This window comes from Photorhabdus thracensis (assembly GCF_001010285.1).
GTDB lineage: Bacteria > Pseudomonadota > Gammaproteobacteria > Enterobacterales > Enterobacteriaceae > Photorhabdus > Photorhabdus temperata.
The window spans coordinates 3,485,371-3,503,017 of record NZ_CP011104.1 but is presented as its reverse complement, the minus strand read 5'-3'; the positions used below and the strand labels follow the sequence as shown (position 1 = coordinate 3,503,017).

General features: G+C 42.2%; 17 protein-coding genes and 1 pseudogene. 7 read left to right on the top strand and 11 right to left on the bottom strand.

The window, feature by feature from the left end; all coding sequences use genetic code 11:
* Positions 1 to 87: 87 nt before the first annotated feature.
* From VY86_RS23585 to ampE, 10 genes and pseudogenes are all read right to left on the bottom strand, one after another.
* Positions 88 to 665 (bottom strand): annotated as a pseudogene (locus VY86_RS23585) (transposase); the annotation flags it as partial.
* A gap of 115 nt (positions 666 to 780) precedes the next feature.
* Positions 781 to 2,208: a dihydrolipoyl dehydrogenase gene (lpdA, locus tag VY86_RS15060; RefSeq protein WP_046975555.1), complete on the bottom strand. Its 1,428-nt coding sequence runs from the start codon at positions 2,206 to 2,208 to the stop codon at positions 781 to 783.
* A 208-nt stretch (positions 2,209 to 2,416) separates the two neighbouring features.
* Entirely contained in the window at positions 2,417 to 4,015 is a 1,599-nt protein-coding gene (gene aceF, locus VY86_RS15055) for a pyruvate dehydrogenase complex dihydrolipoyllysine-residue acetyltransferase (protein ID WP_046975554.1), read from the bottom strand.
* Positions 4,016 to 4,028: 13 nt separating this feature from the next.
* Positions 4,029 to 6,692, bottom strand: coding sequence for a pyruvate dehydrogenase (acetyl-transferring), homodimeric type (aceE, locus tag VY86_RS15050; RefSeq protein WP_046975553.1), 2,664 nt, complete (start codon positions 6,690 to 6,692; stop codon positions 4,029 to 4,031).
* 188 nt (positions 6,693 to 6,880) lie between these two features.
* Entirely contained in the window at positions 6,881 to 7,645 is a 765-nt protein-coding gene (pdhR, locus tag VY86_RS15045) for a pyruvate dehydrogenase complex transcriptional repressor PdhR (protein ID WP_046975552.1), read from the bottom strand.
* Between the two features lie 490 nt (positions 7,646 to 8,135).
* The gene (locus VY86_RS15040; protein WP_046975551.1) at positions 8,136 to 8,504 is read right to left on the bottom strand and encodes a hypothetical protein; all 369 of its coding nucleotides are present in this window, start codon (positions 8,502 to 8,504) and stop codon (positions 8,136 to 8,138) included.
* A 47-nt stretch (positions 8,505 to 8,551) separates the two neighbouring features.
* The gene (locus VY86_RS15035; RefSeq protein WP_046975550.1) at positions 8,552 to 8,824 is read right to left on the bottom strand and encodes a hypothetical protein; all 273 of its coding nucleotides are present in this window, start codon (positions 8,822 to 8,824) and stop codon (positions 8,552 to 8,554) included.
* 332 nt (positions 8,825 to 9,156) lie between these two features.
* Positions 9,157 to 9,378, bottom strand: coding sequence for a helix-turn-helix domain-containing protein (locus VY86_RS15030; RefSeq protein WP_046975549.1), 222 nt, complete (start codon positions 9,376 to 9,378; stop codon positions 9,157 to 9,159).
* Between the two features lie 8 nt (positions 9,379 to 9,386).
* A complete protein-coding gene (locus VY86_RS15025; RefSeq protein ID WP_046975548.1) occupies positions 9,387 to 9,965 on the bottom strand; it encodes a hypothetical protein in 579 nt (192 codons plus the stop codon).
* 230 nt (positions 9,966 to 10,195) lie between these two features.
* Entirely contained in the window at positions 10,196 to 11,050 is an 855-nt protein-coding gene (gene ampE, locus VY86_RS15020) for a beta-lactamase regulator AmpE (RefSeq protein ID WP_046975547.1), read from the bottom strand.
* Between the two features lie 276 nt (positions 11,051 to 11,326).
* Between ampE and nadC the strand changes: the two genes are divergently transcribed.
* The 7 genes from nadC (at position 11,327) to yacG (ending at position 17,206) form a co-directional block, all read left to right on the top strand.
* Positions 11,327 to 12,217, top strand: a complete 891-nt coding sequence (gene nadC, locus VY86_RS15015) for a carboxylating nicotinate-nucleotide diphosphorylase (protein ID WP_046975546.1) — start codon at positions 11,327 to 11,329, stop codon at positions 12,215 to 12,217.
* A 201-nt stretch (positions 12,218 to 12,418) separates the two neighbouring features.
* Positions 12,419 to 12,844: a prepilin peptidase-dependent pilin gene (gene ppdD / locus VY86_RS15010; protein ID WP_046975545.1), complete on the top strand. Its 426-nt coding sequence runs from the start codon at positions 12,419 to 12,421 to the stop codon at positions 12,842 to 12,844.
* A 41-nt stretch (positions 12,845 to 12,885) separates the two neighbouring features.
* Positions 12,886 to 14,331, top strand: coding sequence for a type II secretion system protein GspE (gene gspE, locus VY86_RS15005; RefSeq protein WP_046975544.1), 1,446 nt, complete (start codon positions 12,886 to 12,888; stop codon positions 14,329 to 14,331).
* The gene (gene hofC / locus VY86_RS15000) at positions 14,331 to 15,530 is read left to right on the top strand and encodes a protein transport protein HofC (protein ID WP_046975543.1); all 1,200 of its coding nucleotides are present in this window, start codon (positions 14,331 to 14,333) and stop codon (positions 15,528 to 15,530) included. The genes gspE and hofC overlap by 1 nt, the downstream gene beginning before the upstream one ends.
* 91 nt (positions 15,531 to 15,621) lie before the next feature.
* Positions 15,622 to 16,245 (top strand): dephospho-CoA kinase, encoded by a 624-nt coding sequence (gene coaE, locus VY86_RS14995; protein ID WP_046975542.1) that lies wholly within the window; start codon positions 15,622 to 15,624, stop codon positions 16,243 to 16,245.
* Positions 16,238 to 16,990 (top strand): cell division protein ZapD, encoded by a 753-nt coding sequence (gene zapD / locus VY86_RS14990; RefSeq protein ID WP_046975541.1) that lies wholly within the window; start codon positions 16,238 to 16,240, stop codon positions 16,988 to 16,990. The genes coaE and zapD overlap by 8 nt, the downstream gene beginning before the upstream one ends.
* An 18-nt stretch (positions 16,991 to 17,008) precedes the next feature.
* Entirely contained in the window at positions 17,009 to 17,206 is a 198-nt protein-coding gene (gene yacG, locus VY86_RS14985; protein WP_046975540.1) for a DNA gyrase inhibitor YacG, read from the top strand.
* Positions 17,207 to 17,244: 38 nt separating this feature from the next.
* Here yacG and mutT read toward each other — a convergent pair whose 3' ends face one another.
* Entirely contained in the window at positions 17,245 to 17,637 is a 393-nt protein-coding gene (gene mutT / locus VY86_RS14980; RefSeq protein ID WP_046975539.1) for an 8-oxo-dGTP diphosphatase MutT, read from the bottom strand.
* Positions 17,638 to 17,647: the final 10 nt, after the last annotated feature.

The window sequence follows — 17,647 nt, the reverse complement described above, 5'->3', positions numbered from 1 at the left end:
GATCAGTGCCAGTTGGCAGCCAGCACAGGTTGCAGCCGCTGTTGCTCGACATCGCCGTACGTTGCGGTCGCAGGCGTTGGCGGAGCGGATGAAACGCTTTGATAACACCATCTTATCCCACACCGAGAGCACTTTTGCCTTCATGTTACTGCGCGTATCGGTGATGAATGTCACGCCTGTTGCGTTTAAATCATCAAATAGAGCCTGACTGATATATCCCTTACTGAAAAACCCTCCCATTGACCATTTTCCTCGTTTTGCAATACCGTCAAACATTTTATGACGAGGGATGCGAACGTGATGACAAACACGAATGCAGGTGGAGTCGATAAAGGCGAGCCCCCTGGATTTCCCTTTCACATGCGTCAAATAACTGCAAAGGGGCCCTAAAGCTGAGGAGACGACGCTCGGAAAGCGGGTATAACTCAGCAAGGTGGGAAAGTCTTGTTGGTGATATCGCCGGTCTAATCCAAAGTAAAAGTTTTTGAAATCCCGATAATGTGACATATGAAAGGCAATCACGATGGTCATAATCTCGCTGGCACTCATGCGGCCATGACGTCTGCGTTGGCGATGCCTTCCTCGATACACTACTGTTCCCAGAGTGGAATGAAAACACGGCAAAAGTCATCAACATCGCAGAAGAGTTCAACTAATTTATCCATGCCTGTTCCTGATAAGATCTCTTTTTTCTTGGTCGAAAATTCTGATCTTGGAACAGGCATTTAGTTCCATCTTTTATCCAGAGTTCAGGTTAATTACATCAGGCGATTTAAGAAATTATTTCTTTTTCTTCGCCTTAGCATTTGGCAAGTCAGTAATGCTGCCTTCAAAGATTTCAGCCGCCAGACCGACAGATTCATGCAACGTTGGGTGAGCATGGATAGTTAACGCGATATCTTCTGCATCACAACCCATTTCAATTGCCAAACCGATTTCACCCAGTAGCTCACCACCGTTAGTACCTACAATGGCACCACCGATAATACGGTTACTTTCTTTATCGAAAATCAGTTTGGTCATACCGTCAGCACAATCAGAAGCGATCGCACGGCCAGAAGCGGCCCATGGGAAAGTTGCCGTTTCATAGCTGATACCTTTCTCTTTCGCTTCTTTTTCAGTCAGACCAACCCATGCAACTTCTGGTTCAGTGTAAGCAATGGATGGAATCACTTTTGGATCGAAGTAGTGTTTCTTACCAGAGATAACTTCAGCCGCAACGTGACCTTCGTGAACACCTTTATGCGCCAGCATTGGCTGACCAACGATGTCACCGATAGCAAAAATGTGCGGTACGTTGGTACGCATTTGCTTATCAACATGGATAAAGCCACGGTCATCAACTTCAACGCCTGCTTTACCTGCATCCAGCATCTTACCGTTAGGTACACGACCAATAGCAACCAGAACTGCGTCATAACGTTGTGGTTCTGCCGGTGCGTTTTTGCCTTCCATCGTGACGTAGATACCCTCTTCTTTGGCTTCTACTACCGTTACTTTCGTTTCCAGCATCAGGTTGAATTGTTTGCTGATGCGCTTAGTGAATACTTTCACCACATCTTTGTCAGCCGCAGGAATCACCTGATCCAACATTTCAACAACATCAATCTGAGAACCCAGAGCGTGGTAAACGGTTCCCATTTCCAAACCGATGATACCGCCGCCCATCACCAGCAGACGCCCAGGAACCGTTGTCAGCGCCAGTGCATCTGTAGAATCCCATACGCGAGGGTCATCATGAGGAATGAATGGTAATTGGATAGGACGGGAACCCGCGGCAATAATGGCATTATCAAAATTAATCGTTGTTGCGCCATTTTCACCTTCAACAACCAGTGTGTTAGCACCGGTAAATTTACCAACACCATTAACAACTTTAACTTTGCGGCCTTTAGCCATACCAGCCAGACCACCAGTCAGCTGATTGATAACTTTTTCTTTCCAAACACGGACTTTTTCGATGTCAGTTTTTGGTTCACCAAAAACGATACCGTGATTGGCCAGAGCCTTAGCCTCTTCAATAACTTTTGCTACATGAAGCAATGCCTTAGAAGGGATACAACCAACGTTAAGACAAACACCACCTAAGGTAGAGTAACGTTCCACCAGGACAGTTTCCAAACCTAAATCCGCGCAACGAAAAGCAGCAGAATACCCTGCTGGACCTGCCCCAAGTACCACAACCTGGGTTTTAATTTCAGTACTCATCATGACCTCTTAATTGTTTGTCCGGCGGGTCAGACGCCAAAAACGATATATTCCACCGGGACCTACACACCGCGAGCAGTTTACAGAATTGTTAATAACCTGAAAAGCGCGTTAACGTGACAGAACTCGCAACAAACTAACCAGATGCAAGCTGTTTCCCTGCCACAGCAATAACAATCAGGCCGGCGCATGGCCGGCCTATTTGAGATTACATCACCAGACGGCGGATATCGCTCATTGCATGATTAATAAATGTAATGAAACGAGCACCATCAGCACCATCGATCACACGGTGATCGAAGGAGAGTGACATAGGCAGCATCAGGCGTGGTGCAAACTCTTTACCATTCCAGACCGGCTTCATGGATGAACGGGATACGCCCAGGATAGCCACTTCCGGTGCGTTAACGATTGGCGTAAATGCTGTGCCACCGATACCGCCCAGGCTTGAAATAGTAAAGCATCCACCCTGCATATCAGATGCAGTCAGTTTACCTGCGCGGGCTTTCTTAGACATCTCTGTCAGCTCGCGGGATAAGTCGATGATGCCCTTCTTATTGACGTCACGGAACACTGGAACCACCAAACCATTAGGTGTGTCAACTGCCACACCAATGTTGATGTATTTTTTCAGCGTCAGTTTCTGACCATCTTCTGAGATAGAGCTGTTAAAACGCGGCATCTCTTCCAGCGCTTTTGCAACCGCTTTCATGATGAACACCAGCGGGGTGATCTTCACGCCAAGCTGTTTCTTCTCAGCTTCCTGATTCTGCTGTTTACGGAAGTTTTCAACTTCAGTGATATCCGTTTCGTCGAACTGTGTAACATGGGGGATCATCATCCAGTTACGGCTCAGGTTAGCACCCGAAATTTTCTGGATACGACCCAGCTCAACTTCTTCAATTTCACCAAATTTGCTGAAATCCACCTTCGGCCAAGGCAGCATTCCCGGCAGACCGCCACCGGCTGATGCAGGCGCAGATTCAGCACGTTTAATCGCGTCTTTCACGTAAGACTGAACGTCTTCACGCAAAATACGGTTTTTACGACCTGAACCTTTCACTTTAGCCAGGTTAACGCCGAATTCACGCGCCAGACGACGGATCACCGGTGTTGCATGAACATAAGCACTATTTTCAATGAAATCGTTTTTATCTTCTTCTACGAAGCTTCTGCTTTCCAGAACAGGGACTGCTTTCTCAGGTTCAGCCGCCGGAGCCGGAGCAGAGGCCGCAGGAGTAGGTGCAGGCGCTGCTCCCGCGACTTCGAATACCATGATCATAGAACCGGTTTTCACTTTATCACCGGCCTTGATTTTAATCTCTTTAACCGTACCGGCGAACGGTGCCGGTACTTCCATAGAGGCTTTATCACCTTCTACGGTGATCAGTGACTGTTCCGCTGTAACCGTATCGCCTTCTTTGACCATCACTTCGGTAACTTCAACTTCATCACCGCCGATATCGGGTACATGAACATCTCTGGCTGCGGAAACCACAGGTTCTGGTTCTGCCATACGAGAGGATAATAGTATCGCCGCTGATTCTTCAGCAGGTGCAGCTTCTACAGCACCCTCTGCGGAAGCAAAAATCATAATCAGCTTGCCGGTTTCAACTTTATCGCCAACCGCAACGATGATTTCTTTAACAACACCCGCCTGAGGGGATGGAACTTCCATCGAAGCCTTATCACCTTCTACCGTGATCAGCGATTGTTCAGCTTCCACTGTATCGCCAACTTTCACCATGATTTCGGTGACTTCAACTTCATCTGCACCGATATCCGGTACGTTGATTTTGATAGTCATTGATCTTTACCTCTTATGCCAAACGCGGGTTAACTTTCTCTGGATTAATGTTGTATTTCTTGATTGCTTCTTCCACAACATTCACATCAATTTCACCACGTTTAGCCAGCTCACCCAGAGCAGCAACAACCACGTAGGAAGCATCAACTTCAAAATGATGACGCAGGTTTTCACGGCTATCGGAACGACCGAAACCATCAGTACCCAATACGCGGAATTCGCTTGCAGGGATGAAGTTACGAATTTGTTCTGCGAACAGTTTCATGTAGTCAGTAGAAGCCACTGCCGGTGCTTCATTCATGATCTGAGCAACATAAGGTACGCGTGGCGTTTCTGTTGGGTGCAACATATTCCAGCGCTCACAATCCTGACCATCACGCGCCAGTTCAGTGAATGAAGTGACGCTGTATACGTCAGAACCCACACCATAATCGTTAGCCAGAATCTGCGCCGCTTCACGAACATGACGCAGGATAGAACCAGAACCCAACAACTGAACTTTACCTTTGCTGCCTTCCAGGCTTTCCAGTTTATAGATACCTTTACGGATACCTTCTTCTGCACCTTGTGGCATTGCCGGCATGTGATAGTTTTCGTTCAGCGTGGTGATGTAGTAGTAAATATTCTCTTGTTTCTCACCATACATACGCTCCAAACCGTCATGCATAATCACAGCAACTTCATAAGCAAACGCCGGGTCGTAAGAGATGCAGTTAGGGATAGTCAGAGATTGAATGTGACTATGACCATCTTCGTGTTGCAGACCTTCACCGTTCAGAGTTGTACGACCTGAAGTACCGCCGATCAGGAAGCCACGAGCCTGTTGGTCACCTGCTGCCCAGCACAGGTCGCCAATACGCTGGAACCCGAACATAGAGTAGTAGATGTAGAATGGAATCATTGGCAGGTTGTTGGTGCTGTAAGAAGTCGCCGCCGCCAACCATGATGAACCTGCACCCAGCTCATTAATACCTTCTTGCAGGATCTGGCCTTTCGCGTCTTCTTTATAGTAAGCAACCTGTTCACGGTCCTGCGGAGTATACTGCTGACCATTAGCGCTGTAGATACCAATCTGACGGAACAGACCTTCCATACCGAAGGTACGCGCTTCGTCGGCAATGATTGGAACCAGACGATCTTTGATTGACTTGTTCTTCAACATCACATTCAGTGCACGAACAAAAGCGATAGTGGTAGAAATTTCTTTGTTTTGTTCTTCCAGCAATGCACCAAAATCTGCCAGCGTTGGCAGTTCCAGCTTTTCTTCAAAATGAGTACGACGGCTTGGCAAATAACCACCAAGCGCTGCACGACGTTCATGCAGGTATTTGTACTCTTCAGAGTCTTTATCGAAAGTCACATATGGCAGGTTTTCGATTTGCTCATCAGCAACAGGGACATTGAAACGATCACGGAAATGGCGAACGCCTTCCATATTCATCTTCTTAACCTGATGAGCGATGTTTTTGCCTTCAGCCGTATCACCCATACCGTAACCTTTGATGGTCTGAGCCAGGATGACGGTTGGTTTTCCGGTGGTTTCCTGCGCTTTTTTCAAGGCAGCAAATACTTTCTTAGGATCGTGACCACCACGGTTCAGCGCCCAAATCTGATCATCAGTCATGTCTTTGACTAATTCTGTCGTTTCTGGATAACGGCCGAAGAAATGCTCACGGACATAAGCACCATCTTTGGATTTGAACGTCTGGTAATCGCCGTCCAGAGTTTCGTTCATCAGTTGGATCAATTTGCCGCTGGTATCTTTACGCAGCAATTCATCCCAACGCTCACCCCAAAGAACTTTAAGAACCTGCCAACCCGCACCGCTGAAGATACCTTCCAGCTCGTTAACGATTTTGCCATTACCCGTAACCGGGCCATCCAGGCGTTGCAGGTTACAGTTGATAACAAATACCAGATTATCCAGTTTCTCACGGGTTGCGATAGTAATCGCACCTTTGGATTCCGGCTCATCCATTTCACCGTCACCCAAGAATGCGTAAACGGTTTGCTTGGAGGTGTCTTTCAAACCACGGTGTTCCAGATATTTCAGGAACTTAGCTTGGTAGATAGCGCCAATTGGCCCCAATCCCATGGAAACCGTCGGGAATTGCCAGAACTCAGGCATCAGTTTTGGATGCGGATAAGAAGACAGACCGTTGCCATGAATTTCCTGACGGAAATTATTCATCTGCTCTTCAGTCAGACGGCCTTCAAGGAAAGCACGCGCGTAGACGCCAGGAGAGATGTGTCCTTGGAAATAAACCAAATCACCGCCGTCATTCTCATTACGGGCACGGAAAAAGTGGTTAAAGCAAACTTCATACATGGTTGCTGAAGACTGGAATGAAGCCATATGACCACCTAATTCCAGATCTTTTTTAGATGCCCGCAAAACAGCCATCACAGCATTCCAGCGAATAGCAGAGCGAATACGGCGCTCCAGCTCCAGGTTGCCAGGGTAAGCAGGCTCATCCTCAACAGTAATGGTGTTGATATAATCGCGGTTAGCAGCACCTGCCACAACATTCACGCCACCTTTACGTGCTTCGTTTAGTACCTGATCAATCAGGAACTGGGCACGCTCAACACCCTCTTCACGGATGACCGATTCGATCGCCTGTAACCAGTCGCGAGTTTCGATCGGATCCACGTCATTTTTCAAAATGTCTGACATGGTGTATTCCTTATCTGTTATCTGTTTCTAATGATTGTCTTGGAGCCTATCTTCCCGTCATACCCTTTGACGTTCAGCCGGTCATGACTGGAAGATAGGCCCTCACTGTTGTTGCCGCTAGCGCCCTCAGTAAAGGGACTCGACTAGCTATGCAGACGCAGCAAACTTCAGGATCTGCACAGCTAATTTTATTCTGGATGTTGTTGGAAATGCCGCAGTGATCGCTCCCGGCGGGTATGCTCACGGCTGAGATCCAATAAAACATCTTCAATAAAGGCTAAATGGCGGTGGGAAGCCTCACGGGCTTTCTCTGGTTGCCTTGCCATAATAGCTTCAAAAATTTTCGCTCGATGATCGCTGACTGCTGTCAGCGTTTCCCGACGGGTATACAGAAACTCAAAATTCTGCCGGATATTTTGTTCCAGCATAGGTACCATACAGCGCAATAAATGAAGGAGAACCACATTATGTGCCGCTTCGGTAACAACGAGCTGATATTGCAGAACAGCCTCGGACTCAGCATTGACATCACCACTTTGCTGAGCTTGTTGAATAATCAGGTGATGTTCCCGAATGCGTTCAAAATCTTCGTCAGTACCACGCAATGCCGCGTAATAGGCTGCGACACCTTCCAAAGCATGGCGGGTTTCAAGGAGATCAAACTGAGATTCTGGATGACCAGCCAGTAGTTGTGCCAGTGGATCACTGAAACTTTGCCATAGGTTACTCTGAACAAATGTTCCCCCACCCTGACGGCGAAAGAGAAAACCTTTGGATTCTAACCGTTGAATAGCTTCGCGCAGTGAAGGGCGTGACACATCAAACTGTTTCGCCAACTCACGTTCAGGCGGCAATTTCTCCCCTGGACGTAAAGATCCTTCAAGGATGAGATGCTCGATACGCTGCTCAATAACATCTGATAATTTTGGTTGGCGGATTTTGCTATAAGCCATATTTACTGTAAGCCAGTTAATGGATAAACATTGCTTCGGTCCCTACTGGAGTCAATTGGTAATACCAATTTAAACTACAGGGCCATAAAAGTAACAAAGTATTCACCAGCTGTCCATAAAGACCTTGAGCTAAATCATAAAAACCTGCAAATTTTAACAAATTTTTTTAAAAATTAGCAAAAGCTGATAACTAATAGGCTAATAAATCCTCTGCAATGATATTTTAACCTAACCTTTTGAAACGTATAAATAGATGTAATGAATCTGTTACAGCAAAGAAATAGTTGAATATTTATTTAAAAAGTATAGATACCCAATCATCACTTGTTGATTTTAAACACAAAGACTATTCCATTAGATTATAAATGTAGCTCAAATCAGCAAAACAGAATGGTTAAAACCTGTGATCAGAAAGGAATATTTGCAAAATATGTGAGGAACCACCAGCAAAAGTCCTACATAACTCTTGCTGATGGAAAAACGTACTATATTAAAACCAATAGCGGGTTTCTTCATGCCATCCTTTTTGATACATACAGGATGAAATTACCCAACGCCTTGAAGATTCATTTTTATCCCAACGATTAACTTCAGTTTTTGGCACAATAATAGAATAATGACAAGATTTATCTTCTTTCTTGTCTTCATCTTTGCAGGAAAAACGTTTTGTCTCGAAAGAATGAACAACTTCGCTGGTCCAGTCTGATGGTAATTGAGAATAACCAAGTGCCTTACATTCAGCATAATCCCTGTCTCTTTCATACTGAGTTGCTCCCGGTTTTTCCCACGATGTACAACCGGTTAATAAAGTAAATAATATAATTAAAGGAATAATGGTGATTTTTTTTATAGAATTCATAAAAAATGCCTTAAATAAAACTAAAGAAAATAATCAGGGAAATTAAATTAGAAGTTAAAAGATCCCCCAATACGGTAACTCTCTTCTTCAAAAGATGGTCGTCCACCAGACTGTATAATTTGTCTGTCTTGGATTGATGTATTTTTATCAAAATTAGGCACAGAACGCGGAGTATTTACTTTGACTTCAGTACCCGAAATTATATCTTTAACATTACATTCAAGATAACCACAGGTTGAAATATAGCCACCACTAAACTGTGGCGCAGAGCATCCCGTAATCACAAATATTGATAATAAAGCAATGAGAAATTTATTCATTCTTAACATCCTTCAATTACTGTATATATTATAAAAATTTAACTTAAATAAAAAACCATATAAAAAGAGAGATCATTTCTTACGATCAAGTAAGTAATATCTACATATGCATTTTATCTTTCTGGCATTCCACGGGATATCAGAACAATATTTCCCCATAGAGTAAAATATCCCTTCATTACTGGGAAAAATCGTCTTTATTGGTGTTCCATGAACGCTCAGGAATAACAAGCTAGATAAAAAACATGAAATAAGTGATATTTTCATGCATTTAAAACTAATTAATGTTAAGCTCCATCTTACAAGATACAAAAAGATCCACAGTGACTTAATTAACGATTATCCTCTCCATCTTCCACATATTCCAATATATCTCCGGGCTGGCATTGTAAATATTTACAAATTTTTTCCAGCGTATCAATACGGATACCTTTTATCTTACCATTTTTCAGCAATGATAAATTTTGCTCAGTAATACCGATAATTGCAGCCAGCTCTTTAGACTTCACTTTCCTTTTTGCTAAGAGCACATCCAGTCTTATTATAATACTCATGGCGATTCTCAGATAAAATAACGCTGTTCATCGCTTATTTTCTTTGACTCACGCATAATTAAGCTAAATATTAGAAGGAACACACCAAACATAATAATAAACAAAGACTCTGAATTAACGCCAAGTGAGAAACTGAATACACGTTGCCCTTTTCCTAAATCCACAGATAAGGCCATCCCTTGTAATGTATTAATCACTGGGTAAAGAAGCTGTTCCAGAATCACCAGGAAACCAATAATGAATGAACCGGAAATATTACGGTCACTCCATATTTCACCTTTAGCAAACCGAAAAAACAAAATTCCGATTAAGACATAGGAAGCAGTTGATATGATGCGGGGTATTGTATCCAACGATATGTAAAGCACCTGACTTAACAAAGATTGCTTAAATCCCTTTTCAGTCAATGCGGGCATAAGATCACTATACGCCTGAAGAACAGCCTGACGAGTGGTATCACCCCATAATGACCAGGAAACAATATGGAAGCCCATATCAGCAACCGCCATCACAGAAGCAATAATAATAGCCAGAAAGCTAAGAAGCCTTATTCTGGAGTTAGTCACAAACTCCTGTTTACCACACATTTTGTGTCATTCCATATACATGTTCAACTAAACTTTCGTTAAAGTACTTCAAAAGTTATCGTATTACAATAAGTTTTTATCATTAAATAAACAGAATATTACCTCGAATAATATGTAAATCACCGTGATTATAGTTGGAAGATAAAATTAATTTATTGATAGAAAAGAAAAAAGGAGCTATTTACACGGCTCCCTTTATAGGTAATTAAGCTATTGAGACTACAAACCAATCAAACCAATGCGCCATAAATTGTCAGAAAAGCAACGACGACAATGATAGAAAAAGTCACCTTTTTCGCCAATGTCACCGCTGCAACAGGCGTCAGAATTGAATCAAGATGGGGTTCGCGGCTTAATGAAAACTGCGCAAGCTGGCATACCACTTTGTATTGTGAAGTTCTCAAATCGCTAAGAGAGGCAACCCACGCCGGTAAAGCCCGCTCACCATGCCCTAATAAGGCATAAGCAATTCCAGCTAAGCGAGCAGGGATCCAGTCTAGCCAATTCAATAGACTATCAACGCCAGATTGCGCGCGCTGAAGTGGAGTACCATATTGTGCCAACCACCCCTGATAAGCTCTTAAGAAACAATATCCCATCAAAGCAACCGGCCCTAATTGACCCGCCACAATCAACCAAAAAATCGGCGCCAGGTAATAACGAAAATTTATCCATAGAAGCGCATTTTGCATCTCCCGTAACTCATTTTCTTTACTGGCATCAGAGGGTAAGCCATGAATGATGGCGAGGCGAGCGAGATGCTCTCTTAATTGCTCCCTGTCCCCCTGATGAACAATACGAAAATATTCACGATAATCGTACCGTAAGCGCCCCGCGCCTATGCATAGTAAACAAATTAACACCCATAAAATCAGCTCAAAGATCCCGAATATAAGATCATCAAGCATTTCAATCAGTAGCCATGTAAGTAGCATGACAGCTAATGTCATCAATAGGCTTTTCCATAATGAAAAAGACTTCATATTGGTAAAAAATGGTCCAAGACGATGATCCAATTGCCAATGTTCACCTATTTTAAACACTCGCTCCCACGCCAACACTAACAACAGTATAAAGAGGGTCATTCTTTCCTACTCCTGCAAAAATTGCTGATAATGTGTCTAATCGAAATAAGGGTCACCAAACTTCCCTAGAGGCAAACTGATATTATGCGCTGGCTGCTCACCTTGTGGCCGCAAATCGTGGCGAAGCGAAAAAATTTTGCTGACACCATCAATCCAACTTTCAGCACCCGCATTTTTATTCCTTCAATCTGATGACAAAACTAAGATAGTAGTTGTTCACTACACAGGGTAGCATGTTAAAACCGTCAATATTGTTATCACCTCTGGAGCTTTTTAATGACGAAACAAAATTATAGTGCAGATCAGCGCCGTGCTGTTCTGATGGAACGCTTACAGCACGACATTCCAGCCAGTGTAACCCTCGCCCTAAAAGAAGATCTGGGTGGCAACACAGATTTCACTTCTGATATTACCGGTCAATTAATTCCAGCAGATAAACAAGCCACCGCAATAATTATTACCCGGGAAGAAGGTGTTTTCTGTGGGCAACAATGGCTGAATGAAGTTTTCACTCAGTTAAGTGACCAAACCTCCATTGAATGGTTGGTAAAAGACAGTGATGCAATTACAGCCAATCAAAAACTCTGTGTATTACGGGGCCCCGCACCTGTATTGCTGACCGGTGAACGCACCGCCCTTAACTTTATTCAGACTCTCTCTGGTGTTGCAACAGAAGTTAGCCATTATGTCCGCCTTCTTGCCGGTTTAAAAACCCAGTTACTCGATACCCGCAAGACACTGCCAGGATTACGCATAGCCCTAAAGTATGCGGTACTTTGCGGCGGGGGAAATAATCACCGTCTTGGGTTATTTGATGCTTTCCTTATTAAAGAAAACCACATTATTGCCAACGGTTCTATTAAACAGGCAGTAGATAAAGCCCGTTATTCTCACCCTGATGTTCCTGTTGAAGTCGAAGTCGAAACCCTGGATGAACTGATTCTGGCACTGAAAGCCAATGTTGATATTATTATGTTAGATAATTTTACTATTCCAATGATGAAAGAAGCCGTCGCTATCACATCAGGTAAAGCCGCTTTAGAAGTATCAGGTAATATAACCCTGGATACCCTGCGCAGCTATGCCGAAACAGGCATTAACTTTATTTCCGTTGGAGCATTAACCAAACATATCAAAGCATTAGATCTATCTATGCGCTTTCAGTAAACATCAACAATAATATTGATGGTGGTGTAAATCAGCAATCCATAACTAACAGATTTGCGAACACCACCGTAAATATTTCTGAAAACATTGCAATCCAAAAATCTTTTTTCGAGCCAATTCCATAATCTCTATATACTCTATTTTATTTTTTTCCTTTTCCTTCATTATTTATGTCGCAATACAACAACACGGAGAAAAAACATGAGACAACAACAAGGATTCACATTAATGGAAATTATGGTTGCTATTGCCATTATTTCGATCTTAAGTGCTATTGGTATTCCCAGTTATCAGGGATATATTCAGAAAGCCGCCTTAACAGATATGTTACAAGCTATTGTACCTTATAAATCAGGCATAGAACTTTGCAGTTTTGAAACTGAAGATTTTAAAGGTTGCAATTCAGGGGCAGCATCAATTCCCAATAACCATAATAGCAGATATATTGGAAGCATTTCAGTTAAAGATGGAGAAATCACCATTAATGGTCAGCAAAGCTTGAAAGATATCAGGGTTATTTTGAGTCCGATACAAAAGATACAAACAGGTACGATCAGATGGATAAATAAATGTGAGTCAGCAAGTGTATCATTAAAGAACCGGTGTCAGGAAATATTCAAGTTTTAATTCATCATTCTTATGAACATATATTTACGCAGGAAACAATAATGAACTCACCTTCGGAAACAGGAAATACATTGATGGAAAGAGAAATTCATGATATTTGTCAGCGCCATCAATCTGTTGTGATAAAAAAAGATGATAATACGATAACAATTGCCAGCAGCGAATTACCTAATGATGATTTATTATCAGCATTACGCTTTATTTCCGGACGTATCGTTAATGTAGAGATTTGGCCACGGGCAAAAATTGAATCCGTATTGCACCAAAATATTTCACTCAATCACTTACCCGAGGAAGAGGCATCTTTATTACCCCTCACAACTGATATCAATGCAGATGAGAATGATGCACCAGTCATTCAACTTATTAATCAAACTTTATTAACTGCAATTCAACGGCGTGCATCTGATATTCATTTTGAACCATTCCAGCAAGGTTATCGTATTCGTATCCGGGTTGATGGTGCATTGCATCTCTTATCCTCTCCATCGCCTCAGATGAATGCAAGTATTGCCGCACGTCTTAAGATAATGGCGAAATTGAATATTGCTGAAAAACGACTACCTCAGGATGGACAATTTGATTGGTATGACGCACGGCACAACTACGCTATCCGTATGGCCACCCTGCCAACAATACACGGAGAAAAAGTTGTGCTCAGGATATTAAATACCATGCGGCAACTGTCACTGGATCAATTAGGTATTCCTGATCAATTATTAAATCAGCTCCAACAAAAATTAGGATTACCACAAGGAATGATTTTAGTTACCGGCCCAACAGGCAGTGGAAAAACAGTAACTTTATATAGCTGCCTACAATATCTGAATCAGAATAAAAAGAATATTTGCAGTGTAGAGGATCCCGTTGAAATCCCACTTAACGGTATTAATCAGACACAAACGAACAGTAAAATTGAACTCAATTTTGCCAAAGTATTACGGGCATTATTACGGCAGGATCCCGATATCATCATGGTAGGAGAAATTCGTGACAGCGAAACAGCCGAAATCTCAGTAAAAGCAGCACAAACAGGCCATTTAGTGCTCTCTACACTACATACTAATTCTACCGTAGATACATTATCCCGCCTACAGAATCTGGGTATTTCAGGTTATATGGCAGCGTCTTGTATAAAATTAATTATCGCCCAACGGCTTGTCAGAAAATTATGTCTTCATTGTCGCAATCAACAAACAGAAGAAACGATTATTAATATTGGAAATAATTCTTTATTTATCAGGCAATGGCTAGCCGTCGGTTGCGAACATTGTTTTTCCGGCTACTATGGTCGAACCGCTATTTATGAATTTTTGGAAATAACACATGAAATTCAACAAATATTATCAGAACAAAATCCCAAAAATATAAAAAATATTATTATGACTCAAAGAAAAGACACCTTACTTTCATCGGGTATTTTATTAGTAGAGCAAGGAATCACTACACTGGAAGAGATTTACCAGGTTACAGGGCAGGAAGAGTAATGAAAATTCATTATCTTTATAATTGGCAAGCAGTTAACAACAAAGGCGAAATATCAAAAGGTAAATCACTATGTGATAGCCGTAAAGTTTTATATCAGCAACTTATCCATGCCGGATTGCAACCTTATAATATAAAATGTGAGAAATGGATATTTTACCACCAACAACAGATTGGCTACCGTCTGAACTTTATTCGTCAATTGGCAACACTATTATCATCAGGAATGCCATTATTGGATTGCCTGAATATTCTTATTCGTGAATGTGGCAATCCATTATGGCATTGTGTATTGTCAGATATCAGTAAGAAAATTACACGGGGAGAATCACTCTCCGCCTCATTAAAAAATTATCCATTTCTCTTTCCTCCTTTATTTTGCCAACTCATTGCTGTTGGAGAACTAACCGGGCAATTAGAAATCTGCTGTCAATTATTGGTTAAACAACAGGAACAACAAGACGCATTGCAGAAAAAAATAACAAAAGCACTACGCTATCCTCTGATTATTACTGTTGTTGCCAGCATCATTATTTTATTGATGCTGATTTTTGTCTTACCTGAATTTGAACATATTTATCATTCATTTGACGCACAACTTCCTCTGCTAACCCGCACTTTATTAATGGCATCAAACTGGCTGATTCAATATGGTGTCTATAGCGCTATTGGGTTAATAGCATTATTTCTATTTTACCTGCAATTACGCCAACATCATACGATATGGATTATCCGTGAGAAAAATCTGATGTTACGTTTACCCGTTATTGCAAAATTAATTAGCTGTCAGCAATTAGGGCAACTTTTTCATATTTTGTTTATGACACAAAAAGCCGGCTTGACACTCACCGCAGGGTTAGACAGTGCTATTGCATCAATAAATCACCCGGTCTTTTTAAAAGCGACTAAATTTTTACGAACCCAAATTAATCAAGGGATACCAATGAGCGAAACACTGAAGCAACAATCTTGTTTTCCTGCATTGTGTCAACAGTTTGTCAGTGTTGGCGAAGAGTCTGGTAATCTGGAACTGTTATTGGGAAATCTTGCCAACTGGTACCAACAACAAGCATTGGAAATTTCTGACAATATGACTCAGTTACTGGAACCAATACTTATAGTCATAATAGCCGCTATTGTCGGCATACTATTGCTCGCAATGTATTTACCTATTTTTCAGCTGGGTACGGTACTCACTTGAAGTAAAAACGATTCTCTGGTTTTGCCTCTAGGTCATCTGCCCCCTTTCGGTTACAATCCCGAAATACTATCAAGTAATATGAAGGGATAGGATGACTTATATTATTGCACTCACAGGTGGGATTGGCAGCGGTAAGACCACTATCGCCAACGCTTTTGCAGCTCTCGGTGTTCCTCTTGTTGATGCAGATATTATTGCCAGAGAAGTCGTTGCTCCTGGAACACCTGCTTTACAAGCCATTACAGAACACTTTGGTCATGACATATTGATGCCGGATGGTAGCCTTAACCGGGCACTGTTGCGCCAGAAGATTTTTACAAATAAACAAGAAAAACAGTGGGTTAATCAACTTCTTCATCCTCTGATACGTCAAGAAACCAGACGGCAATTAGAACAGATAATTGCACCTTATGTTACTTGGGTTATTCCATTATTAGTCGAAAACAATGCAGGGCATATGGCAGATCGGATCCTGGTCGTTGACGTTTCACCTGAAGTACAAATCAGCCGGGTAGCTACCCGTGATGGTATTAGCTACCAACAAGTCGAAAATATTTTGGCCGCACAAGCATCCCGTAGTGAGAGACTGGCTTATGCCGATGACGTTATCTCAAATCATGATAACGTACAGGCAATTGCTCCTCGTGTTGCCGAACTACATCAACAATATTTAAGATTAGCTGAATCAGCCAGACAGGATAATCATGATGAGTGACACAACTTCTACAATCATTTTTGAACACCCACTAAATGAAAAAATGCGATCATGGTTGCGAATTGAGTCTTCCCTACACCAACTCACCAGCCAACGCCACTTAGATTCACTGGCAAGCAGCCTCGCTTTCTTCCGCACAGTTGCTGAACTACTTGAAGTTCTGGAACGCGGGGAGGTGCGTTCAGAATTGCTAAAAGAATTAGAACGCCAACAGACAAAATTAAAACAATGGGCTGAAATACCTGATGTTGATGTTAACATCGTCAATAGTTTCAGATTAAAATTGAAAGAGCGGGCTGCTGCATTAAGCAAAGCGCCACGACTAGGGCAATCCCTTAAAGAAGATAAAATTATCAGTATGGTGCGCCAGCGCCTCAGCATTCCAAGTGGCTGTTGTGGTTTTGATCTACCCACCTTGCATTTATGGCTTCACTTGCCGCAATCAGAAAGAGATAAAATAGTTTCATTCTGGATTGATAGCTTGCTACCACTCCAGCAAGCATTGGAAAGTATTTTAGAATTAATCCGCCAATCGGCTATCTTCCGTTCAGAAATCAGTAAAAACGGTTTTCATCAGGATACAGCAGAAGGGGCAGATTTACTGAGGTTACGTTTGCCATTAAAACCTTTACTATTTCCTCAAATTTCCGGTCACAAGACCCGCTTTGCTATCCGTTTTTTACCATTGGATAGTGAAAAAGGAGCCGTACCTGTCCATTTACCATTTGAATTAGCATGCTGCTAACATATTAGGAAAGTGATTATGTCTGAATTATTAACGATTGAATGTCCAACATGTAGTAAGACCGTAGTTTGGGGAGAAATAAGTCCATACCGCCCATTTTGTAGTAAACGTTGCCAGTTAATTGATTTAGGCGAGTGGGCAAATGAAGAGAAACGGATACCAAGCCAAAGTGAAAACTCCGATAGTGATGATTGGAGTGAACAACCGGAACAATAATAAATAGCCGCGTTAATCATAATGCGGCTATTTGCAATTTAAGCAGTAAGTAATGCAACAATGCTGCGATTAGCAGGTGGAAACTCGTCAGCAATTAAATCTTTCTGTAATACCCACCGGGAAAGTTGCCCCTCTTTGCCGAAAGGTTCATTCTCCCATCCATTCACCAAGAAGAAATACAGGGTAATCAGCCTGTCAGGAAAATCATGTTCAACCGTTTTTACCAATTCATAATGAGTAGCGGTAATACCAACTTCTTCCTGTAACTCACGCACTAAAGCCTGTTCAGATGTTTCCTCTTTCTCGACTTTCCCGCCAGGAAATTCCCAAAAACCGCCCATATGAGTATCAGCATGACGCTGAGTAATAAAAATTTCATGCTGTGAGTTTCTGATAATCCCAGCGGCTATATGTAGGTGTTTCTTTTCCATATTACTATTA

Coding starts and splice junctions, on each gene's coding strand:
- lpdA (WP_046975555.1), bottom strand. CDS start 2,208: ATGAGTACTGAAATTAAAACCCAGGTTGTGGTACTTGGGGCAGGTCCA.
- aceF (WP_046975554.1), bottom strand. CDS start 4,015: ATGACTATCAAAATCAACGTACCGGATATCGGTGCAGATGAAGTTGAA.
- aceE (WP_046975553.1), bottom strand. CDS start 6,692: ATGTCAGACATTTTGAAAAATGACGTGGATCCGATCGAAACTCGCGAC.
- pdhR (WP_046975552.1), bottom strand. CDS start 7,645: ATGGCTTATAGCAAAATCCGCCAACCAAAATTATCAGATGTTATTGAG.
- VY86_RS15040 (WP_046975551.1), bottom strand. CDS start 8,504: ATGAATTCTATAAAAAAAATCACCATTATTCCTTTAATTATATTATTT.
- VY86_RS15035 (WP_046975550.1), bottom strand. CDS start 8,824: ATGAATAAATTTCTCATTGCTTTATTATCAATATTTGTGATTACGGGA.
- VY86_RS15030 (WP_046975549.1), bottom strand. CDS start 9,378: ATGAGTATTATAATAAGACTGGATGTGCTCTTAGCAAAAAGGAAAGTG.
- VY86_RS15025 (WP_046975548.1), bottom strand. CDS start 9,965: ATGTGTGGTAAACAGGAGTTTGTGACTAACTCCAGAATAAGGCTTCTT.
- ampE (WP_046975547.1), bottom strand. CDS start 11,050: ATGACCCTCTTTATACTGTTGTTAGTGTTGGCGTGGGAGCGAGTGTTT.
- nadC (WP_046975546.1), top strand. CDS start 11,327: ATGACGAAACAAAATTATAGTGCAGATCAGCGCCGTGCTGTTCTGATG.
- ppdD (WP_046975545.1), top strand. CDS start 12,419: ATGAGACAACAACAAGGATTCACATTAATGGAAATTATGGTTGCTATT.
- gspE (WP_046975544.1), top strand. CDS start 12,886: ATGAACTCACCTTCGGAAACAGGAAATACATTGATGGAAAGAGAAATT.
- hofC (WP_046975543.1), top strand. CDS start 14,331: ATGAAAATTCATTATCTTTATAATTGGCAAGCAGTTAACAACAAAGGC.
- coaE (WP_046975542.1), top strand. CDS start 15,622: ATGACTTATATTATTGCACTCACAGGTGGGATTGGCAGCGGTAAGACC.
- zapD (WP_046975541.1), top strand. CDS start 16,238: ATGAGTGACACAACTTCTACAATCATTTTTGAACACCCACTAAATGAA.
- yacG (WP_046975540.1), top strand. CDS start 17,009: ATGTCTGAATTATTAACGATTGAATGTCCAACATGTAGTAAGACCGTA.
- mutT (WP_046975539.1), bottom strand. CDS start 17,637: ATGGAAAAGAAACACCTACATATAGCCGCTGGGATTATCAGAAACTCA.